This window comes from Dokdonia ponticola (genome assembly GCF_042653865.1).
GTDB classification, from domain to species: Bacteria; Bacteroidota; Bacteroidia; order Flavobacteriales; family Flavobacteriaceae; genus Dokdonia; species Dokdonia ponticola.
Genome location: NZ_JBHSFV010000009.1, coordinates 43070 through 63312 on the forward strand (window position 1 = coordinate 43070; position 20243 = coordinate 63312).

General features: G+C 38.2%; 19 protein-coding genes. 12 read left to right on the plus strand and 7 right to left on the minus strand.

Annotated features, from left to right (window positions below; all coding sequences use genetic code 11):
• Positions 1 to 3 precede the first annotated feature (3 nt).
• The 4 genes from ACFO3O_RS14240 to ACFO3O_RS14255 form a co-directional block, all read right to left on the minus strand.
• Positions 4 to 465 (minus strand): hypothetical protein, encoded by a 462-nt coding sequence (locus ACFO3O_RS14240; RefSeq protein WP_379979958.1) that lies wholly within the window; start codon positions 463 to 465, stop codon positions 4 to 6.
• A 451-nt stretch (positions 466 to 916) separates the two neighbouring features.
• Positions 917 to 1621 carry a LytR/AlgR family response regulator transcription factor gene (locus tag ACFO3O_RS14245; protein WP_379979959.1) on the minus strand — a complete coding sequence of 235 codons (705 nt, stop codon included), beginning with the start codon at positions 1619 to 1621 and terminating at the stop codon, positions 917 to 919.
• The gene (locus ACFO3O_RS14250) at positions 1618 to 2685 is read right to left on the minus strand and encodes a sensor histidine kinase (protein WP_379979961.1); all 1068 of its coding nucleotides are present in this window, start codon (positions 2683 to 2685) and stop codon (positions 1618 to 1620) included. The genes ACFO3O_RS14245 and ACFO3O_RS14250 overlap by 4 nt, the downstream gene beginning before the upstream one ends.
• Positions 2686 to 2933: 248 nt before the next feature.
• Positions 2934 to 3449 carry a GTP cyclohydrolase gene (locus tag ACFO3O_RS14255; RefSeq protein WP_379979963.1) on the minus strand — a complete coding sequence of 172 codons (516 nt, stop codon included), beginning with the start codon at positions 3447 to 3449 and terminating at the stop codon, positions 2934 to 2936.
• A gap of 210 nt (positions 3450 to 3659) precedes the next feature.
• On the opposite strand from ACFO3O_RS14255, the gene ACFO3O_RS14260 reads away from it, so the two are divergent.
• The gene (locus ACFO3O_RS14260) at positions 3660 to 5003 is read left to right on the plus strand and encodes a serine hydrolase domain-containing protein (RefSeq protein WP_379979965.1); all 1344 of its coding nucleotides are present in this window, start codon (positions 3660 to 3662) and stop codon (positions 5001 to 5003) included.
• A 12-nt stretch (positions 5004 to 5015) separates the two neighbouring features.
• Here ACFO3O_RS14260 and ACFO3O_RS14265 read toward each other — a convergent pair whose 3' ends face one another.
• Positions 5016 to 5870, minus strand: a complete 855-nt coding sequence (locus ACFO3O_RS14265) for a hypothetical protein (RefSeq protein ID WP_379979967.1) — start codon at positions 5868 to 5870, stop codon at positions 5016 to 5018.
• Between the two features lie 1081 nt (positions 5871 to 6951).
• Here ACFO3O_RS14265 and ACFO3O_RS14270 point away from each other — a divergent pair.
• The 6 genes from ACFO3O_RS14270 to ACFO3O_RS14295 all read left to right on the plus strand — a co-directional run bounded on the left by ACFO3O_RS14270 (position 6952) and on the right by ACFO3O_RS14295 (position 11815).
• Complete coding sequence (locus tag ACFO3O_RS14270) at positions 6952 to 7638, plus strand: hypothetical protein (RefSeq protein ID WP_379979969.1); 687 nt, start codon at positions 6952 to 6954, stop codon at positions 7636 to 7638.
• A complete protein-coding gene (locus ACFO3O_RS14275; protein WP_379979971.1) occupies positions 7623 to 9014 on the plus strand; it encodes an RtcB family protein in 1392 nt (463 codons plus the stop codon). Before ACFO3O_RS14270 ends, ACFO3O_RS14275 begins: the two co-directional genes overlap by 16 nt.
• A 152-nt stretch (positions 9015 to 9166) precedes the next feature.
• Positions 9167 to 9856 (plus strand): peptide chain release factor H, encoded by a 690-nt coding sequence (prfH, locus tag ACFO3O_RS14280; RefSeq protein WP_379979973.1) that lies wholly within the window; start codon positions 9167 to 9169, stop codon positions 9854 to 9856.
• Positions 9847 to 10383 carry a tetratricopeptide repeat protein gene (locus tag ACFO3O_RS14285; protein WP_379979975.1) on the plus strand — a complete coding sequence of 179 codons (537 nt, stop codon included), beginning with the start codon at positions 9847 to 9849 and terminating at the stop codon, positions 10381 to 10383. The genes prfH and ACFO3O_RS14285 overlap by 10 nt, the downstream gene beginning before the upstream one ends.
• 35 nt (positions 10384 to 10418) lie before the next feature.
• Positions 10419 to 10961, plus strand: a complete 543-nt coding sequence (locus tag ACFO3O_RS14290) for a hypothetical protein (RefSeq protein ID WP_379979977.1) — start codon at positions 10419 to 10421, stop codon at positions 10959 to 10961.
• A gap of 308 nt (positions 10962 to 11269) precedes the next feature.
• Complete coding sequence (locus ACFO3O_RS14295) at positions 11270 to 11815, plus strand: 3'-5' exonuclease (protein ID WP_379979979.1); 546 nt, start codon at positions 11270 to 11272, stop codon at positions 11813 to 11815.
• 115 nt (positions 11816 to 11930) lie between these two features.
• Here ACFO3O_RS14295 and ACFO3O_RS14300 read toward each other — a convergent pair whose 3' ends face one another.
• Both ACFO3O_RS14300 and ACFO3O_RS14305 read right to left on the minus strand, forming a co-directional pair.
• Positions 11931 to 12941, minus strand: coding sequence for a helix-turn-helix transcriptional regulator (locus ACFO3O_RS14300; protein ID WP_379979981.1), 1011 nt, complete (start codon positions 12939 to 12941; stop codon positions 11931 to 11933).
• A gap of 2 nt (positions 12942 to 12943) precedes the next feature.
• A complete protein-coding gene (locus ACFO3O_RS14305) occupies positions 12944 to 15271 on the minus strand; it encodes a CAP domain-containing protein (protein ID WP_379979983.1) in 2328 nt (775 codons plus the stop codon).
• 190 nt (positions 15272 to 15461) lie between these two features.
• Here ACFO3O_RS14305 and ACFO3O_RS14310 point away from each other — a divergent pair, with 190 nt between their 5' ends.
• The 5 genes from ACFO3O_RS14310 (at position 15462) to ACFO3O_RS14330 (ending at position 20227) form a co-directional block, all read left to right on the plus strand.
• Entirely contained in the window at positions 15462 to 15758 is a 297-nt protein-coding gene (locus tag ACFO3O_RS14310; protein WP_379979985.1) for a hypothetical protein, read from the plus strand.
• A gap of 317 nt (positions 15759 to 16075) precedes the next feature.
• Positions 16076 to 16813, plus strand: a complete 738-nt coding sequence (locus ACFO3O_RS14315; RefSeq protein ID WP_379979987.1) for a nucleotidyltransferase domain-containing protein — start codon at positions 16076 to 16078, stop codon at positions 16811 to 16813.
• Between the two features lie 90 nt (positions 16814 to 16903).
• A complete protein-coding gene (locus ACFO3O_RS14320) occupies positions 16904 to 17968 on the plus strand; it encodes a nucleotidyltransferase domain-containing protein (protein ID WP_379979989.1) in 1065 nt (354 codons plus the stop codon).
• A 68-nt stretch (positions 17969 to 18036) separates the two neighbouring features.
• Positions 18037 to 19440 carry an RtcB family protein gene (locus tag ACFO3O_RS14325; protein ID WP_379979991.1) on the plus strand — a complete coding sequence of 468 codons (1404 nt, stop codon included), beginning with the start codon at positions 18037 to 18039 and terminating at the stop codon, positions 19438 to 19440.
• A gap of 124 nt (positions 19441 to 19564) precedes the next feature.
• Positions 19565 to 20227: a hypothetical protein gene (locus tag ACFO3O_RS14330; protein WP_379979993.1), complete on the plus strand. Its 663-nt coding sequence runs from the start codon at positions 19565 to 19567 to the stop codon at positions 20225 to 20227.
• Positions 20228 to 20243: the final 16 nt, after the last annotated feature.

The window sequence follows — 20243 nt, forward strand, 5'->3', positions numbered from 1 at the left end:
GTATTACTCCTTCACCACGGTAATTAAAAAATCACCACCAAAATCCTGTAATTCTTTGGGCTCACCATTATACGTCACTGAATTTAAAGTGAAAAAAGATTGAGAGCACGGGCCACCGGTTTGTTCTCTATTGATATTAAGCACCAGAATATCTATTTCGGTAGCTAAAAGATTAATGGTAAACGTATTATCCCCATCTTCTCCAAAAACATTCAATCCAATAAAGTTTGCAATCTGTGGAGACTCTGTAAAAACGACATTTGTAAAGGTACTTTCATTAAAACCTATGGTGATATCATCAGCGATATAGGTTCCGTTATCAATAAGGTTTTCACCTGTGGCATTGACCAATTCAATAAAAACAGTAGGACTGAATGCAGGCTCTGATGTACAATTTACATCATCATCACTGTTACAAGAAAACAGCATGAAGGAAAGTAGAATAAACGTGTATATTTTTTTCATAGAGATGATTTCTTAGTAGACACTATCATCCAATAAGGTTGCGTAACATCTAGTTTTTTAATGCAGTACGTTATCTAGAAACTAATGACAATTTGTACAGGACAAGAAAACACAAACAGAGAACTAAATATACAGGAATGTAGATAATATACTTCATAAGATGGCTTTAGTAGTAAGATGCCTTTTTGGTGTTTTGGTTGCGTACAACTGCCAATTTTTTTAACATTTCTTGTAAAATTGACAAGATTGTTATTCTTAGTTTTCCCTCATTCCCGTTTCTCCCAAGGGTAGAAAGGCTTTGCTTTTTTGGATCAGAAGATATCTATACTCTAAGTCAAAACTACAAAAATAGAGTATTGCTCTATCGTTAGAGTAGTACTCTATTTTTAAGGATATATACCATAGAGACAAGAGTAGATGAAGACAACAGTAAGAGTTCCCCCTTCGGAGGCTAGGGGGCTTTGAGTATATTGAGCACCTCTTCCTTATACGTCCCCCCTATCGGAATTTCAATATCCCCAATCTCAATATCTTGTTGTGTAAAAGCGGTGATATGATCGCGGTTAACGATGTAAGATCGGTGTACACGAATAAAAGGAGGGTTGGGAAGTTGTTCTATAAAATGACTAATCCGTTCTTTTATCACAAGCGTTTCCTTGGTTGTGTGAATTTTTAAATAATCTTTGATACTTTCTATGTAGGTGACATCTTCTAAAATGACTTTGATATGCTTTTTATTCACGTGAACAAAAATATGCTCAGGTGTGGTCGCGGTCTCTGGAATTGGAGTTTCTATCACTTTTGGCGTAGCCACTTGCAACCGACTGACAGCGGTAAAAAAACGCTCAAACGTAATCGGTTTTAAGAGATAATCGTGGGCTTGCAACTCGTAACTTTCTACTGCATACTCACGATAAGCCGTGGTAAAGATTACTTTAGGTGGATGCTGCAACGACTTCAAAAAATCAATCCCTGTGAGTTTTGGCATTTGGATATCTAGAAATAACACATCCACTTGATTTTTGGATAAAAAATCTGCCGCCAACAACGCATTCTTAAACGATCCTCGATGTTCTAAAAAAGGAACATCAGCAATATGCTGCGCTAGTAAAGAGCGCGCTAAAGGTTCGTCGTCTATTACAATACAAGTCATCATCGGGTGCGTTCTGTATGGATTCGTAAAGCTACACAATACCATCCATTTTCATCCGTCACTTCATAGGAATAATCGGTGTATAGTAATGCCAACTGTTTCTTTATATTGGAAACACCAATGCCTTTGGTATAAGCAGTTGTATCTACTTGTGTTTCCCTATTCTTAGTGTTTTTTACGGTAAAATAAAGCTGGGACCCTTCCCATGTTAAGTCGATGTGAATTTCTGGAATTCCTGTACTCCCACTCGCTCCGTGCTTAAAGGCGTTTTCTATAATAGATAATAAAATAAGAGGGCCTATTTGAGTTTCAGGAGGTAAAGGGTTTGCTTTCGCGAAAGCAATCTCAATATCATCCCCATAGCGCAAACGCTCTAAAGCAATATAATTTTCCAATAAGGTCACTTCCTTTTCTAAAGGCACTAATTTATCATTACACTGATACAACATATAATCCAACATCGCCGAAAGGGTCGCTACAGTCTCTGGCGCTTTATCTGATTTTTGAAGCGTGAGCGCATATAAATTATTGAGGGTATTAAACAAAAAATGCGGATGAATCTGTGCTTTCAAGGCGCCTAATTCTGCTCTGTTTTTATCCCGTTCCAGTTGAAGCAATGCTTTTTCATGCTTGTTTTTCTGTGCAATCACACGATTAATAGTCATCGCAAACGTAGCCATCAGTAACGGAATCAAATATCCATTTATCAAAAACTCCCAATCACTAAAAATCTGTAATAACGATTCCTGCTCAAACGGGCGTTCTCTAAAAATAGGCTCGTACACATACACCGTAAATATGCGATCAAAGGCACTTGCCACGTAAAACAATACTATTGTAAATAATCCAAATAGGATATATTGTCTATTTTTATAGTAATATTGCAATAATACGTTATTAAAACCATACGTTGCAATCAAATACGCTGGAAGATGTTTTAAGTTTTGAGCAAATATTGCCCCAAAAGACTCCGTATTTTCTTCTTTAAAAAACTGAATCAATGCAAAACTGAAGAGTAAAACTCCCCAGAATAGGATGTGGTTTTTAAGTGATTTCTTTTTATCCAACTTTAGTATACTATTATTTTTAATTCTTTTGCTTTGTTGAGTTGCCAAAAACAACATGAGATTCCCTCCTTCGAGGGAATTAAAAAGTCTAGGCTTGCGAAACCTTGTCTAAATGTATTGCTCAATTCCTGAATTTCCGAAACTCGCTACGCTCAGACAGTCTGAAATTCTACGGAATACTCGCTTCACATTTTACGACAACTTTTCGAGATCCAAAAACATATATAAATCAAGATTTTATATCAACATCAATCAAGAATCGTTGGTTGTATCCCTGAAACAGTAATCCCGTGACGAGTGAGGGTTTCTGTTTTCTTTTGATTGCCAGTAATCATCGTAATGGATTTCACTTCCAAGTGCTTTAAAATCTTTGCCGCTGCCGAAAAATTACGATTGTCTTTATGGAAACCAACCGCTTCGTATGCTTCAGCTTGTGGCATACCTTCTTTTTTCAGTGGTAACGTATTGAGCAACGCATAATGTCCGTTGCCTTTTCCTTCTTGTTCTAGCCAAATCACAATCCCTTTACCAGCCCGTTCGATCAACTGTTGTGAGATTTCCATTTGTTCCCGACAATCGCACTCTACACTATTAAAATGATGTGCAAAAATACAAGATGAGTGCACCCGACATAACACGTTTTCACCCTCTTTTACATCCCCCATCACCAACGCATGCGACTCCTTGATGCCATCATAAAAGAGAATTTCTCTATACGTCCCATACTTGGTTTTTATGGTTCCTTCGGCCAGTTGTACAATCATCGTAGTCAAAATTAAGTGTTATTCGGTATAAAATTACAGCTATTCGACCAAATCAGATCCATCGTCGACTAAAAAGCGCTTGCCGAAGACAAAGCTATTGAGCGACGCATACCCTCTTTCTATTTCTTTCTATCCCTGATTGGTCTACTTTTTAAGATCCGTAATACGCTTTACAACATCTTTGAAATATCAATTCGAAAATCGATAGTCATGAAAAAATTCAAACTCAATAAAATCGGTCGGCGTTTTTGGAGAACCGTGTGTGTTTTATTTGCCTTATTAGGCATTTGGAATATTTACTATTTTTCAACGCTTACACGCTTTCCTGCTGGCCAGACAGGCGGGCGCGAACCTGCCTCGTCGGCAGACAGGAGCGCCCCCATGACCACCACCATTAGTGATCCTGCCTACAAGCTCCAAATTGACAAAGCCACTACCCTACTTACCTTGATAGGGGAAGACAAGAAATTACCGTCATTCTCTGTGGCCATTGGACATCGTGGAAAGGTGATTTGGTCAGCTGCGGTAGGCTATCAGGACATGGATGCAGGAATTATTGCTACTCCCAAAACACAATACCGCATCGGGAGTACTTCAAAAGCGGTCACCACCACAGGTGTCGCTCGTGCCGTCGATGATCATAAAATTCAATTAGAGGCTGTCATCGGAGATACGATTGTCAATTGGACAAAAAAGAAATGGGATTTTAGCATGCAACAGCTCCTGAGTCATACAGCGGGTGTGGGGAATTATGAAGATTTTGGGTTTGCTTCCGCGAAATATACCCTGTGTAACTGTCACGAATTTGCAACGGCCGCTGAAGGATTAAAAGTGTTTGATCAATATGACCTCATCTTTGAACCCGGAACCTCCTTTGCCTATTCAACCTTTGATATTAATCTTGCGAGTGTCGTCTTAGAGCAAGCTGTAGGTACTCCTTTTCTAGACTATATGGAAGCTCAGGTTTTTCAACCGCTAGGAATGAAAGATACGTATGGTGACCATGCAAGACCTAAAACAGACCATTTTGCTACGTTTTATGAAACTAAAAACGGCTATTATCGGGAATACCGAATTTTTGAGCAGCTATATGATATTAATCTAAGTTATAAATGGGCCGGCGGTGGTTTTATCTCCACCCCTACCGACCTTGTCAAGATGGGAAATGCCTACCTTACCAATGACGCTTTTATAAGTCATGACACCAAAAGAAAATTTTGGACACCTATGAAATTAGACAACGGCGAAGTCAATGAGCAACAATATGCCTTAGGATGGCGCTCGTATTTAGACTATAAAAATCCGAATATTTTAAACGGGCAAACACCTGTATGGATGGTCCATCATGGCGGAGTAAGTAAAGGGTCACAAAACTTCCTCGTTTTATTTCCAAATTATGATCTAGTGATTGATGCGTCAATCAATACCAATGTGGATGATTTTGGAACGTTCTCTCAGGAAGTGTATAAAATTGCCCATATATTTCTTAAGACCATTGAAAAAAAGGAGAAGGCGTTATTTAGAGAAATAAAAGAACTAACTGAAAGTGATTAGTAAATGAATGTATCAATCACACCCCTCAGCATCCATAACCGTATATCGAGAATTTTCTAAAAAGGTATGTCCACTTTCATTGCGAGTGAGGGTATATTCAGACTCGTTTCCATTTTCAAAGTTTAAGGTGAGATACGCATTGTTTTGTACGGAAAAAATGGTATAATTTCCACGGCTATCTTCATTACTATTTGCATAACCAAATCCGCTAGGGCCATCAAGATTTGCGCTCGTATTCCCGTAATAGGTAAAAGTACCATTAGTACATAAGGTAATGATTCTGGTATCGCTACTACCGCCTACGCCACCACTCGTATATCTATGGGTTAATTTTTTTCCTACAATTCGGTTTTGCCATTGCAGGGTCACAGGAGACGCTTTGGGTTTAAAAAACCGAACTGATTTTGCTAATTGATTGGCCGCATTGATATGATCGTTTGAAAAAGCGCTAGTTTCGGTAAGGATCACAATACTCATTCCTTTTCCGTATCCATCTATCAATCCAATGGCGTAGGCTTTCACAGCCGTACTATAGTCATAGGTGCCTTTGTAAAATCCTTCAGCTCTTTTTGAACTAACCGTTTTAAAAGCCCCATCAGCAGTGAGGTTAAACCCATCTTCCTGAATGCCTTGTTGTGCCGTTGAGACTACAGCTTCAATCGTTCGATTAGGATTATCTGATAATATCATCATGCCAGGAATACTAGTGTGACCTAGGACAATGTATTCTCCTTGAATATCTCCTGTCCAACCTGCTGGGAGCGTAAATGAAAGTCCAAAGTCTTCTAATGAGACTTGTTGTTGCGCATTACTTTTTGGTTGGAAAGTAGCAAATAATACAACTAAAAATAGATATTTTATATTCATGATCCCAGTAGTTTACATCCTCTTAGAAAAGAAGTGTTTCTCTATAAAAATACTCAAAAACAATGAAAAAGGATGTGCTATATAGATATCTAAAAAAGGCATTTAAAAAATATTCCTCATATTTGCACCTGAAATTAAAAAATACAAAGAACCTATGAGTTTATTTCACCTACATATCACGGACGCCATTTTTGGGGTTAGGAAACCAATTTTTAGGTAGAAAAACTTTAAGAGATATTACAAAAAGCGTCCATCACATGGACGCTTTTTTTGTTTTACACTATTTTTTTAGGCGAGATTCCAAAAAAATAATAGCCTATCTCAAAAAAGTTTTTGTTTCGGCTTTTTCTATATGAAAAAAGATAAAACGAAGAAAATTAGAAAGTTGTAGTCCTGTAGGGTTTTTCGCGAACCTGCCTATGCCGGCAGGCAGGAGCGAACAGGGGGCTCTTTGCCTTATATTTAGCGTAATTAACTGATTTTCAATTAAATAAATTTAAATTTTAGTTGCACAATTCAAAAAACCATTACATCTTTGCATCGCAATTGTAACGAAAACGAATTGTTTAATCAGTTACTATTTACAATTTACAAATAGTATCATAATCGAAGTATATATGTTTACAAACAAAAACACATATGATATCCTAAAAAACGGAAACGCTACGGGATATCTCCTTCGAGACTTCTACACTATATAGCTTTACCACAAAGCCATACGCTGAAGTCCGAAGTACAAAATGTTTCGGGCTTTTTTTTAGTGAAACTCAATAGTGAGAAGTCTGAAAAGACGCACTCAATATTGCTAGCTGAACTAATCCCGCTGAATAGCGGGATCAAACTCAATAGTGAGAAGTCTGAAAGACGCACTCAAAAGTATACGTTGAGCCTTTGAGTTCATACCATTAAAAAGCATCATAGCGTACCATTTCCCAAAAACCATTTATTCATTTTAAAACTATTCTTATGAAACCTAAAAACTTTATTCCATAAGATTCTAGAATAGCCAGGCATATTCCGGAATCAAATATCAAAAAAGTACAATTATCACCGTATTGCGTGGTACAAAACATACTGATTTATGAAACCGGCACATATCAAATGCCAGCGATTAAAAGAAGTACGCCGTATTTACAAAAGACAACGAGCCATTCGTGCCGAACAACGCGCATTAGGACACACAAAATTAGACACTCCTATCCGCCACGGGTGGTACAAAGAATTTGTTGTTACCAAAAGAATGGAACGCTACAAGCATCAAGATGCGATGTTAGAAATCATAGCTATTCTTGAAAAATACGACTGGGGAAGAACCAAAGAAGAAGCGGCTAGAAGATGGGATACTAGAACCTCTCAGCATCTTATTGTAAGGGATATTCCAACGCTAAGTAGGCGTCAGTTCAATAAATTGAGTGACAAGGCAAAAACACTTTGTATTCCTTTTAGGTTTTACTACCACAAGCATAAAACAAAAACACGCTTTTACGTAAAACTTCCAAAAGGAACGTATCGTATCAAATTTACACGTGCGTACATCACACATAGACGTAACATAGATCCGTTATTAGAGCAGGAAAACGATTTTTTAGAAAGCCTGTACTTACGACCTGGGTACTATGAAGCAAAAAGAAAATTACATCCTTGGAATTCAAGATGGCCTTCCTATAACAGAAGAGGGAGAAATTATATCAACGCCAAATTAAAAGGGTTGAGAGATTCTGAAATCCAAGACATTATTAATGAAGAACTATCATGGGAAAAAAACTAAGCGGAAAAGACCTGATCAAATTAGGCTTTCCAAAAAATAATAGCATTAATATCACTTTAGGACAAATAAACAGATACCACAAACGGCTTAAAAAAGAACAAGTATTACAACAAGCCGCATTAGTTTTAGCAAATCCAGAGGAATATATAGGCGATGGAATATGGGGTAAAATAGCAGAGAGTCTGACAGATCCAGTCATTGTAAAAAAGCAAGAATTGCGATCTACGAGAGTTCCCCATAGGATTTATGGGGAAAACGAAATAGACGATAAAGCAAAATACCAACTATACGACGCCTTAAAATTACCTGTCGCTGTTGCGGGCGCATTAATGCCCGATGCACATAGCGGTTATGGATTACCGATAGGCGGTGTGCTTGCCACAGACAATGCTGTGATTCCATATGGCGTAGGTGTTGACATAGGATGCCGAATGAGTTTAACACTCTATCCTATTAAAATATCCTACCTCAAAGGGAAAAAACATCAACTGGTCAATATCCTTTCAGAACATACCAAATTTGGGATGTATGAAACACACAACAAAAAACACGACCATGAGATTTTTAGTCACACTGCATTTACAGATATTCCTTTGGTTAAAAGGCTTAAAGACAAAGCGTATAAACAACTAGGAACCTCAGGCGGTGGGAATCACTTTATAGAATTTGGAAGTGTCTCTATTACCAATGATGAAAATGAGTGGAATTTAAAACCAGGGGAATACCTAGGGTTATTATCACATAGCGGTTCACGAGGTCTAGGTGCCAATATTGCCAAACATTACACCTACCTCGCTAACAAACAGTGTCCGCTGCCTAAGCATGTACAACATCTGGCCTGGCTAGATCTCAATACACACGACGGGCAAGAATATTGGATGGCGATGAACCTAGCTGGAGATTATGCGCAAGCCTGTCATGAGAATATCCATGCGAGAATCAGCAAATTGTTAGGCGCCAAACCGCTTGTGAATATTGCCAATCACCACAATTTTGCGTGGAAAGAGGAGATCAATGGCAAGACGTGTATTGTGCATCGTAAAGGAGCCACACCCGCTGCCAAAGGCGAGCTTGGGATTATTCCAGGATCGATGACAGCGCCCGGCTATATTGTAAAAGGTCTCGGGAATCCAGACAGTTTACAATCGGCTTCTCACGGAGCAGGGCGTTTGCACTCAAGACGTAAGTGTAAAGAGAAATTTACCCAAAGTGCTATTAAAAAAGAACTCGCCACACATGAGGTGACCCTTATAGGCGGCGGTGTCGATGAAGCACCGATGGCATATAAAGACATCCAAAAAGTGATGGCAAATCAACAAGAACTCGTAGAAGTGCTCGGCACATTTACACCAAAAATTGTTCGCATGGACAAGTAGAAATCTTAGTAGGGCGTCACACGATGTTGCCCAAAAAGCAACATCGTGTCGGGCTTTCTGTTACAATTCCTCGGCACGCTTGCCGCGTGCCTGTGGGATTTTCACGGCAATCCCTGACGCATTTCTAAGAATCAACAGAAAAAATAGAAACAATGGACACACTCATACAAATTACAGCAGGCAGAGGCCCCACCGAATGTCATTGGGTGGTTGCCAAAGTCTTAAAAGCATTTATTACAAATCTTAAAGAGCATAAGATTTCGCATACCATTCTACAGAAAGAACAAAACGGAATCACAGCCGTGCAATCTGTTATTTTAAAACTTTCAGGAAAGGAACTAGATGCCTTTTTAATTGGTTGGATTGGCACCATACAATGGATTGGAAAATCTCCATATCGGAAATTCCATAAGCGTAAAAACTGGTTTATAAAAGTGCAAGAAATACCGCAAATCAAAACGCTACCCTTTCACGAGAAGGATGTCAAGTATCAAGCGATGCGAAGTACCGGACCAGGAGGACAGAACGTAAATAAAGTCAATTCCGCCGTTCGGGCTACACACATTCCGACAGGAATACAATGTGTCGCTATGGATAGTAGATCGCAACACCAGAATAAAAAATTGGCGTTACAACGTCTTAAAGAACAGTTTCAAGTACATCACTTGGAACAACTCAAAGCACAAGCCAATGCGAGCTGGGAGCAACACCTCCGTGTAGACCGAGGAAATCCAGTTCGTGTCTTTGAAGGAAGTGATTTTAAACACCAAAAAAAGAATAAGAGCTACGCCTCCAAAAGGCAAACGCTTAAAAACGATTTAAAAAACGAATCATGGGAGTAACAACAGATAAATACATATTTCAAGCACTCGATGCCTACCCATACAACCTTGAAGAAACAATAGAATCTCTAAACTACGCCTTGTCGTACGATGAGAAAAATGCAGTCGCTTTATGTTTAATGGGCAGATTATATGCAGAACAGTTAGGTAATTATGAAATGGCAAAAACATATTATGAACGCGCGTTAGCCGAAGATATGCATGCTGTAAATATCTATCCAAAATACATCAATGTATTGCTTTGGAACGAAGATTATGCCGTTGCAGAAAAGGTAATCGACTTCGCTTTGACTGTAAAAGGAACAGATAAGGCCGTATTATACTTTAAAAAAGCCATACTATTTGAAAAAAAGAAAGCATATAAAGCCGCGTTGTCTTGTCTTAAAACAGCAAAGATTCATACGTACAACGCACACTTCATGAGTGATCTAGATACCGAAAAAAGTCGAATCAAAGATAAAATGCCCAAAAAGAAGAAAAAGAAGAAGAAAAAGAAGTCTTCTTCAAAAAAGAAAAAAAAGAAATAACAAACCTCACAAGAGGTACTCTAAAATAAAGAATCATGGGAGCACCACATAACAAAAAACGATACGGCGAGCTCTGGCCAGACTATAAAATTACGTATGCATTAACAGAACTTCATTTCTTACGAGAATTGGTCATTTTATCAGGCGGATGGGCGTGGCATTTTTTATCGCCAGAAGGGCATCAGGAATTTAAACATGCGCACGATCATAAGGATATAGACGTCTTTATAGCACCAGAAAACATTGCCGAAGTCATGTACATCGTACAAGAACGCGGCTTTCAAAAAGTATGGACTCGTTATGATCATTTACCAAGTGATGAGCAGTTTAGACGGTATGAAAAAACAGAAGAACACGCAGGAAAACTCTTTCGGATTACGATTGACTTTTTTGTCAATAAAGACGTACCGCAACGCACCGTCAAAGGGTGGACGATTGTAGAGCCTTCATTCTTATTAAGTCTGTATAGCAATATCCACTCCAGTGACAAATGCTGGGCCGTACAAGCCGCGGTACATTTACTCAAATACGATATCGATCCATTAGATCGAGAGGAATTGGTGACGATGCCTCGCTAATTTGAGTTTAATATAGCTTATCTCGAGATTTCTTCTTTCTATTCAGTATAGAAAGAAGTTCTCGTTAAAAATTTTTGAAGCCTTGGAAAAAATTTAGAGAACTCCTTTCGGTTTTTCGCTTTAAGCGAAAAAATACCTAAAAGAAAGTGTCTTTTCTTTTGGTTCCGTTTTCTTTGGACAAGCAAAAAAAATGAACAAATAACCTCATTTTAAATAAGTTACATAACTCAAACTTACATTGTCTATATAAAAAATTATTAAACCTAAGACAACTCACACAGAGAGTTTGTCAAACAAAAAACAAAACAATGAATACAACAGAAAACATAGTAATTATAGACCTAGAAGCAACCTGCTGGAATGGTCCGATCCCGCAAGGACAGGTCAATGAAATCATAGAGATTGGCATTTGCATATTAAACACCCACACGGGTGAAATCACAAAACCCAAAGGGATTCTCATCAAACCTGAACGCTCAGAAGTGAGTCCGTTTTGTACGGAGCTTACGACGATCACACAGGAATTGCTAGATCAAGAAGGTATTTCTTTTGAGGATGCCTGTGCTATCGTACGTGAAGAATATGAAGGCCATTATCATACCTGGGCAAGTTATGGGGATTATGACCGCAATATGATGCAACGACAGTGTAAGATCCGAAATATGGACTACCCATTGTCTCAGGATCACATTAATGTGAAGCAACTCTTTTATGAGACCCAAGACCTACGGAAAAAAGTAGGCATGAAAGGTGCTTTAAACATCCTTAATATTCCTTTGGAAGGTACGCACCACCGAGGGGTGGATGATGCCAAGAATATTGCCAAAATTCTAGATGTTATTTTAGAGGACTAATTGCATTTTTCTAGGATAGAAAACCTCCGTCTATATGTTATAGACGGAGGCTTTTTTTATACCAAATACGTAATTCCTTGTAGTAAAATTCTGTTTACGCTTTCGCGAAAGCGCACTACTCCTTATCATCATATTGAGATAACGCTGTTCTCAATTTATGATAAATACGCTTACGAAGGTGGGCAGGTTTTAAGACTTCGATGCTATCGCCAAAACCAAGAATCAGGCGTTCGAGTTCGAAGTTATGTTGTACTTGGATTTCAAAAATAATCCCATCTTCGGTTTTTTTGATCTCCTTTTGGGAAGCGTGAAAAGGTTTGGTAGAAACATAGGGCGCATTTTTAAGATCGACTTTAAAGACAACTTTTTGCGCCCTCACATTTTCAGATACGGTCACGCCCACCACATCTTTGTAATAGAGATCACCTTGGAGTTCTTTGTCTTTATAAACAAGATCTTCTCTGGTGGTTATCCCTATCATACGATCCAGCGCAAGGGTGGTAAATTTCTCTTTAGATACTGCTAGTACAAACCAGCGATTATTAAATTCTTTTAATAGTTGAGGATGCACAACCATCTTGCTTGCTTTATGTGCTTTGAAGGATTTATACATAACTTCAATCACTTTTTTATGCTGAATCGCCTCATACAACACATCGATATATTCCAATCCTTTGAGTTGCTCATTTTTATCTAAATGAATAATAGATCGTCGGTCTTTTTGAGAGGAGTAGACAGAGTCTTCTAGGCGTTGTAATACCCCATCCATTTCCTTGAATAGTGAAAAATCCTTAAACTCTCGTAATATCTGAATCGCCTCATTCATGATTTTCACATCCTTGTCCGTTACAGGGATATTCATGATGCTGTAGTCGTCTTCGGTATAGCGATAATACTTACGTTCGTATACTTCAATAGGGGCATTATAGCCCAACTTATCACTTCGCATCGTCTGAATGTCCAATTGCACCGTGCGTTTACTGACATAGACATCTTTTCCTTCATATTCATACAAGGCATCAGAACACGCATCGATCAAGTCGTCTAATGTCCACTGACGGTAATTGTTGCGTAAACATTGATCAATGGTTTTGTATCGGATCAGGGCATTTTTATTGGCGGCCATATTTAATCAAAGTTTAAAAAATTATCTTCAAAATCCTTACACATTTTACAATACAATTCTTTTGTAGCGTTGTCTCGTAAATTCTCAAAATCTAATAATATCCAACTACACCATCGTCCCTTATTTTTTTTCACTGCTTTTTGGTGTAATTCTTGTAAGGGTAGTTCTTCTCCATTGGGGTATCCTAATTTTGTTTGAATAAATAAGAATAAGGTATTTTCATCTAATGTCTCTTCTTTATATTCTTTCATCAATAATTCTAAGGTAAGATCATATCGACTCCAGCGATTAAAAAATAGTGCCAGCCTCCAATCGTCTTTTATAGATAATGACTTTTCACGAAAGTAATTAGTAATAAAATCAAAAGAAACATCAATTTTAGAACTCTCATTTACTTGTCCGTAATAATGTAAAATTGCCATATGAAAATTTAAAAACAACGGATTAACAACATCATCAGATTTATAATTTTCAATAAGGTTTTCTAGTTTGTTAGGATGCATTACTTTAGAAAGACGTTCCGAACTTACATCCCATTGACTGAGCATTTCTCTACTTGTAATCGCATAGAGATTTAATAAGTTTTGTTGTGCGCCTTCTGTCAGTTTATCTGCCTGTAAAAGCCACATCCTTACATAGAACACCACGTCTTCTAGTTCAAAGCTAGAAATATCTTTAAGTAATAATGCTGATACATTTTGCACCAAAGCTTCCTCTGAAAAGAGTCTTTCTTTAAGAAAAGATAAAGGTAAAGGGTGTGCTGTTTCGGAAGAAAATAATATTGCCAACGCTTTATTTGCACGTAATATATCTTCTTTTAGTAAAGCATCTATGAGGTTGTATTTTGCATGCAATGGGTCGTCTACATCCCATTCTCCAGACCAATACAATACCGTTTTTGATACCCGCTGTTGCGAAAGAAAACGATCCCAAACTTCGGTGCCTACTTGTGAATTAATATAAGCTCTTACTTTTTCTTTACCCTTTGACCAAATAGCATCCTGACCAAGTAACTCCATTTGAAATTCGCACAACGCCCAGTTTTCTTCAGCATTGGTTTTCCAAGGAATTTTTACCCCTTTTAATTGCTGCTCAATATGTGACTGCATAAATGATGTCCTAGCGCGATGCAATGCTATATTTCGTTTTTCATTTCCTTCTACAGAAGAATAACTCTGAACTTCTGCTGCGTATAATTGATTAGAAATGGCTTTGATTTCAGGTAGTTTTTCGGATACCACCTCATCTACATCAAACGGATATATAAGTTCTTGTACCTCTTTGATTCCTTTTGTCACTAGCGGAATATCGGGATCATATAGTAAAGGAGGTATTTTTGCTAGAGGATAGCTACCACTAGGAGTAATTCTAGGAGACACATACGCACATTTATACCCGTTTTTAATAAATACTAAGCTAGGTCGTATATTTTCATTTTGTAAGTGCTCTGGCAGTGTTCCTAATACTACAACAAATCGAAAATCGCTTTCTGCTATATTATTTGCAAATAGTGCATCTCTATAGATAGGCTTAAGTAATACCCCATCATAAATAGGAGAGGCATCTAATTGGGTAGCGCTATCACATGAAAATTGCTCTTTATTTAGTAAATCTACAGCAATACCATCTTTAGCGTCTGTAATAAGTTGTCTTACTCTAGAAATACTATGATAACGAAGTACTATTTTATTCCCTTCAATTTCAACAGCATTTCCCATATTGGTAATGATATTCTGAAAGCCATCAAACAGGACGCTACAATCTCCATCAAAGTTTTGAATCCCAAAGGCATTTTCAGAGCCTTGACCAGGTATAAGATAGCCTTTACGGCCAAAGACATGCGTTGCATACACTCGTTTGGACTTTGAATCATAGGTGAAAGCGAGATCCCCGTGGTCATACTCTGAAGAGATCATATTTTTATAATGCCCTGCAGAATTTTCCCAAGATCGAAATATATCTGCAGCGATCTTTTTAAGTGATTGTTCGTTTATAGCAGTACGTATCGGTTTTGTGTACAATATGTTCTCCCCTACCGCTAAAAAAATAGTCGTATAGACCTCTACCCTATTTCTAGGACTTGCATAGGTTCCTTCTCCAAACTCACTATGAGATAAGCGCTGGGCTTTCACCATATAATCAGAATGTAACTGTGCTGCTTTCTTAAGATCTATATTCCTATCTATGGGTTGCTTGCCTTTACTTTTTCTAAGTGTATTGACTTTTTCTGTAATAAGAATCGCAAGTTTCTCCTTATGGGATGCGCTCAATTGTGCCATCATGACCATAGAACTCATAAAGAAGAAAAGAAGAAGTATTTTTTTTATCATACAACATGCCTGACAAATAATAAGCCAAGGACTCCTAATTTTTGATTTTTTTGAAAAAATATGAAATAATTCTCACTACGCAAAAAGAGTGCGTACTAAAACAACATATTTGTGATATTTAAAAACACTGTTCTTTGAAAACCATACTCCATAGTCTTTGAATTAATGTTTAATTTAAATACTATAAAAAATGAATTGGAAAATTCAAAAGCTATTGAATGGGGAGACCATTGTCTCCAAAGAACCCGGTAATTCTATGTTGCCTATTTTACAATCAAAACAAGCTGTGATCCTTGAACCCGTACATTGGGAAGATTGTGAAGCAGGAGATATTGTTTTTTGTAAAGTAAGAGGCAACTGTTTTACGCACCTTGTAAAAGGAAAGAATGTAAAACGAGGATTACAGATCGGTAACAACCGAGGTCACATTAACGGATGGACCAAACATGTATATGGCAAAGTAATAGAAATACTACCTGTGTCATAATTGTAGCGCGATAAAGCGCTTTTTTTATGTCTTTATTTTTACTACGCAAAAATGTTGCGTACTATTATTTCATATTTGTAATGTAATTAACAAACCCTCTTTAGCATAAAGGGAAGTGCTGTGGAAAAAGATTTTGATTCGTAGCCACGTAGTGATTGGATGATGTTGTTAGTGATACGCTCGCTAATGAATAGATTTTGCAGAAGCACCGAAATGAACAGGATTCAAAGTAGGGAAGCGCATTTAGAGCCAATCTGTTCGCTTATCGCGAAAGTCCCAGTTCGAATCTGGGAAGAGGGACAAAATAAATATTTAAGATGAAAACAAGACTTTTAAACATAGAAAAAGAACGCGATGTAAACATCATATTCGCATGCGAATCAGGCAGTAGAGCCTGGGGATTTGCCTCTCCAGATAGCGACTATGATGTACGATTCTTATATACAAAACCACTCCCTTGGTATCTTTCTATCTCAGATAAACGGGATACGATAGACATCATGGATGGCGATTTTGATGCCGTCGGTTGGGAACTTCGCAAGAGTTTACTCCTACTCAAAAAATCAAACGTCCCTGCGATGGAACATCTATTTTCGCCTATCATCTATAGAAGTGAAGAAAATTCACTCAGTGAACTCCGCGCTATTGCAACAGATTGCTTCTCTCCGATCGCTTCCATGTTTCATTATCTTAGTATGAGTAAGAAATATGAAGAAAAGATCGTAGAGGATACTGTAAAACTCAAGAGTCTTTTTTATGCTTTACGTACCGCCATGGCGGGAAAGTGGATTTTAGAATGTGGATCAATGCCACCTGTACGCTTTCGCGAAATGCTTCCCTTAATCACAAAAGACATCGCAGATGAGATTGAATTCCTGATGGATATCAAGTCTAAAAATGCCGAACGATATATGCATGCAAGACCTGATACCGTATGTGATTTTATCTCAGAAGTGATTGCAACTAATGATCGATATGCAAAAACACTTGCTAATGGAAAACCTGATACAGAACGGATCAATCATTTTCTGCATACAGCCATCGTATCATACTAACAAACAACAGTGTCCGTTCGAGCGCAGTCGAGAACTATTTGATGCTAAAACAGTATCTTTCTTTAGAAAATACACTAGGATATAAACCACATGAAAACAATAGCAGATCTTAAAGCATCCAATTGCATACTATTTGAATGCATCAGTGGTAGTAAAGCCTATGGATTGGATACTGCGACGTCAGATACAGACATCCGAGGAGTGTTTATCCTTCCTAAAGCATCCTTTTATGGAATGGACTATGTGGAGCAAATTAATGACGCTACCAATGATGTGATGTATTATGAGTTGCGAAAATTCATTTCTTTACTCTCAAAAAATAATCCAAACATCCTTGAATTACTCAACGTTCCTGCAGATTGTGTTTTGATCAAAGATCCGTTGTTTGAGCGTATCAAAATGGACTATTTCCTATCAAAATTGTGTAAAAACTCTTTTGCCAACTATGCATATACGCAGATCAAAAAAGCACGCGGACTCAATAAAAAAATTGTCAATCCTGTAGCCAAAGAGCGTAAAACTGTACTTGATTTCTGTTATGTGAGAGATGCCAAAACCTCTATCCCACTAAAAGAATATCTAGCAAAAAATAATCTAAAAGACACACATTGTGGGTTGGTTAACATCCCTCATATGAAAGACTGTTACAATCTCTTTTATGGAGAAGATGAAGGATATCAAGGAATTGCTAGAGCAAATGCCAACGAAGTATGTCTAAGTTCGGTGGAAAAAGAAGCAACTCCTATCGCCCTATTATACTTTAATTTAGACGGATATTCTGCGTATTGTAAGAAATACAAAGAATACTGGGATTGGGTGTCCAAAAGAAATGAAGCACGTTATGAAAATAACGTAGCCCATGGAAAAAACTATGACACGAAAAACATGATGCATACCTTTAGATTGTTACAGATGGCCAAAGAAATTGCTCAAGAAGGAATCATTCATGTGCGAAGACCCGACCGTGACTTTTTATTAGGCATCAAACAAGGTGATTTTGAATATGACGATTTGGTGGCTAAAGCGGAAGTGTTAAAAGAGGAATTAGATGTTTTATATAAAAATTCTACATTGATAGAAGCGCCAGATGTAGAGCAGACAGATGGATTATTAGTGAGTATTAGAGAAGAGTTTTATAAAAAAGAATTGAATTAACGCCACTACGCAAATTCATTGCGCAATACCATCCCATATTTGCTCCAGTAAACACAAAGCATAGAAAAATGATTACAGGAAAAACATTAATCGACTTAGGATTTAGAGCTGGAAAATGGTTTCCAGAAGCGATTACACATATCAATGAAAATAACCTAGAAGGAGAAGCCATGCATGCATATTTAGAGCAATACCAACTCCCTCCTATTCAAGAATTACATGAGAAAGCTATTGATTTTAAAATCAACATCAAAGCCGAAAATGAGTTAGAAGAAGATAATGTAGCGTCTGTGATCAACTCCATGAACGAACTTATGAAAACCCCTACGGTGGTAGACGGTTCAATCATGCCCGATGCCTGTCCGTCAGGACCTACAGGGACCATTCCAGTGGGAGGTGTTGTGGTGACAAAAAATGCCATCCATCCAGGGATGCATAGTGCTGATATTTGTTGTTCAGTAATGCTAACCGATTTCGGAAAAGCAGATCCAAAAACAGTCCTCGATGCAGCCCATGCAAGTACGCATTTTGGCCCTGGAGGAAGAGATCGCAATACGCAATACAGATTTCCTAAGGAGTTACTAGAAGCCTTTGAAGGAAATCATATTTTAAAGGATCGACATATTATTCAAGCAGCGAGAGGACATCTAGGAACGCAAGGAGATGGAAACCATTTCTTATTTGTAGGAATTTCTGAACAAACAGGAAATACCATGATGATCACGCATCACGGATCGAGAGCACCCGGGGCTAAATTGTATAAAAAAGGAATGCAAATCGCCGAGCGTTTTAGAAAAATCTTATCGCCAGAAACACTGCGTCAAAATGCATGGATTCCATTTGATACCGAAGAAGGCCAAACCTATTGGCATGCCTTGCAAATCATACGTGCATGGACCAAACAAAACCATGAATGTATCCATGATGCTACACTGGAAAAGCTAGGACTCGAAGCAGAAAACCGATTCTGGAACGAACATAATTTTGTATTTAAAGACGGCGATTTATTTTACCATGCCAAAGGTGCGACACCGCTTGACGCGAAATTTATGCCCGATATCACAGGCCCTCGGTTGATCCCGTTGAACATGGCAGAACCGGTCCTTATTGTTTCGGGAGAGACGACTGCCAATAATCTTGGTTTTGCACCACACGGTGCGGGAAGAAATGTGAGTCGTACGTTTCATAAAAAGACAAAAGCGAGTATGACCAATGAAACTGTTTTTGCCCAAGAAACTGCAGGATTGGATGTCCGTTTTTTCTCGAATGAGATTGACGTTTCCGAACTGCCAAGTGCCTACAAAAACGCCCAAGCTGTGAGAGCACAGATGGATGAATTTGGGCTAGGGACTGTCATTGATGAAGTCATGCCGTACGGATGTATCATGGCTGGGGATGTTGATAAAAATGCCCCTTGGAAGGTTAAAAGAAGACTAAAACAGGAGGCTAAAAAGAATATACAAAATGCCTAGATTGATGTCACACTGAGCCTGTCGAAGTGCTTGTAATAGTTAAAAATTCTTCGACAGATGTCACACTGAGCTTGTCGAAGTGTTCAGATTGATAAAAACAAAAAAGGCACATAGCAATATATCAATGAATATATTAAAAACAATACAAGCAAGCACACGACTCCTTCCTGAAACATGGAAGGAGCAGTATGCTTCTTTTTTGGAAAGTGAACATGTATATGCTTTCGCGAAAGCGGTATACACCTATTCCCAACAAGGAATTCCTCCCGATTACGGCTTGCCGTATTTCAAGGAAGAAGTAACACCCGCTCCCGAAGTGGTTTTGACACATTTTAAACCTTTATTGCAAAACTTAGAAACAACACCTGCGCAATGGGCAAAAGCCATTGAAGCGACGCCTTTTGAACACCTATTAGTCATCATAGGTCAACGCTGGACCTCGGCGAGTGTGAAGGATGCGCGTGCGATTCCGCCCTTGCAACAGACATTATTAGACAGTTGCTTTGCACCCTATAATGAGCACATCAGTCAAGTGACGAGAGCATGGGAAAAACACATGGGACGCTCCACCGATACTTTTTGGGGCATTGCCAAAGGAACACCCTCTCAAAAAGAACAAGACATTAAAGAACTCGTTATACAGATGATCGACACCAAAACGTGGTGGAATGTATTTTATCATTACAAACACGAGTTGGTATACGAGATCCGAGTCCCCAGCGGTCACGGCATCCGATGGAATAAAGAAGGCACACAACTCATCGGGTTTTTAGAGCCTTTTTTGTAAAAATTAATATAATCCT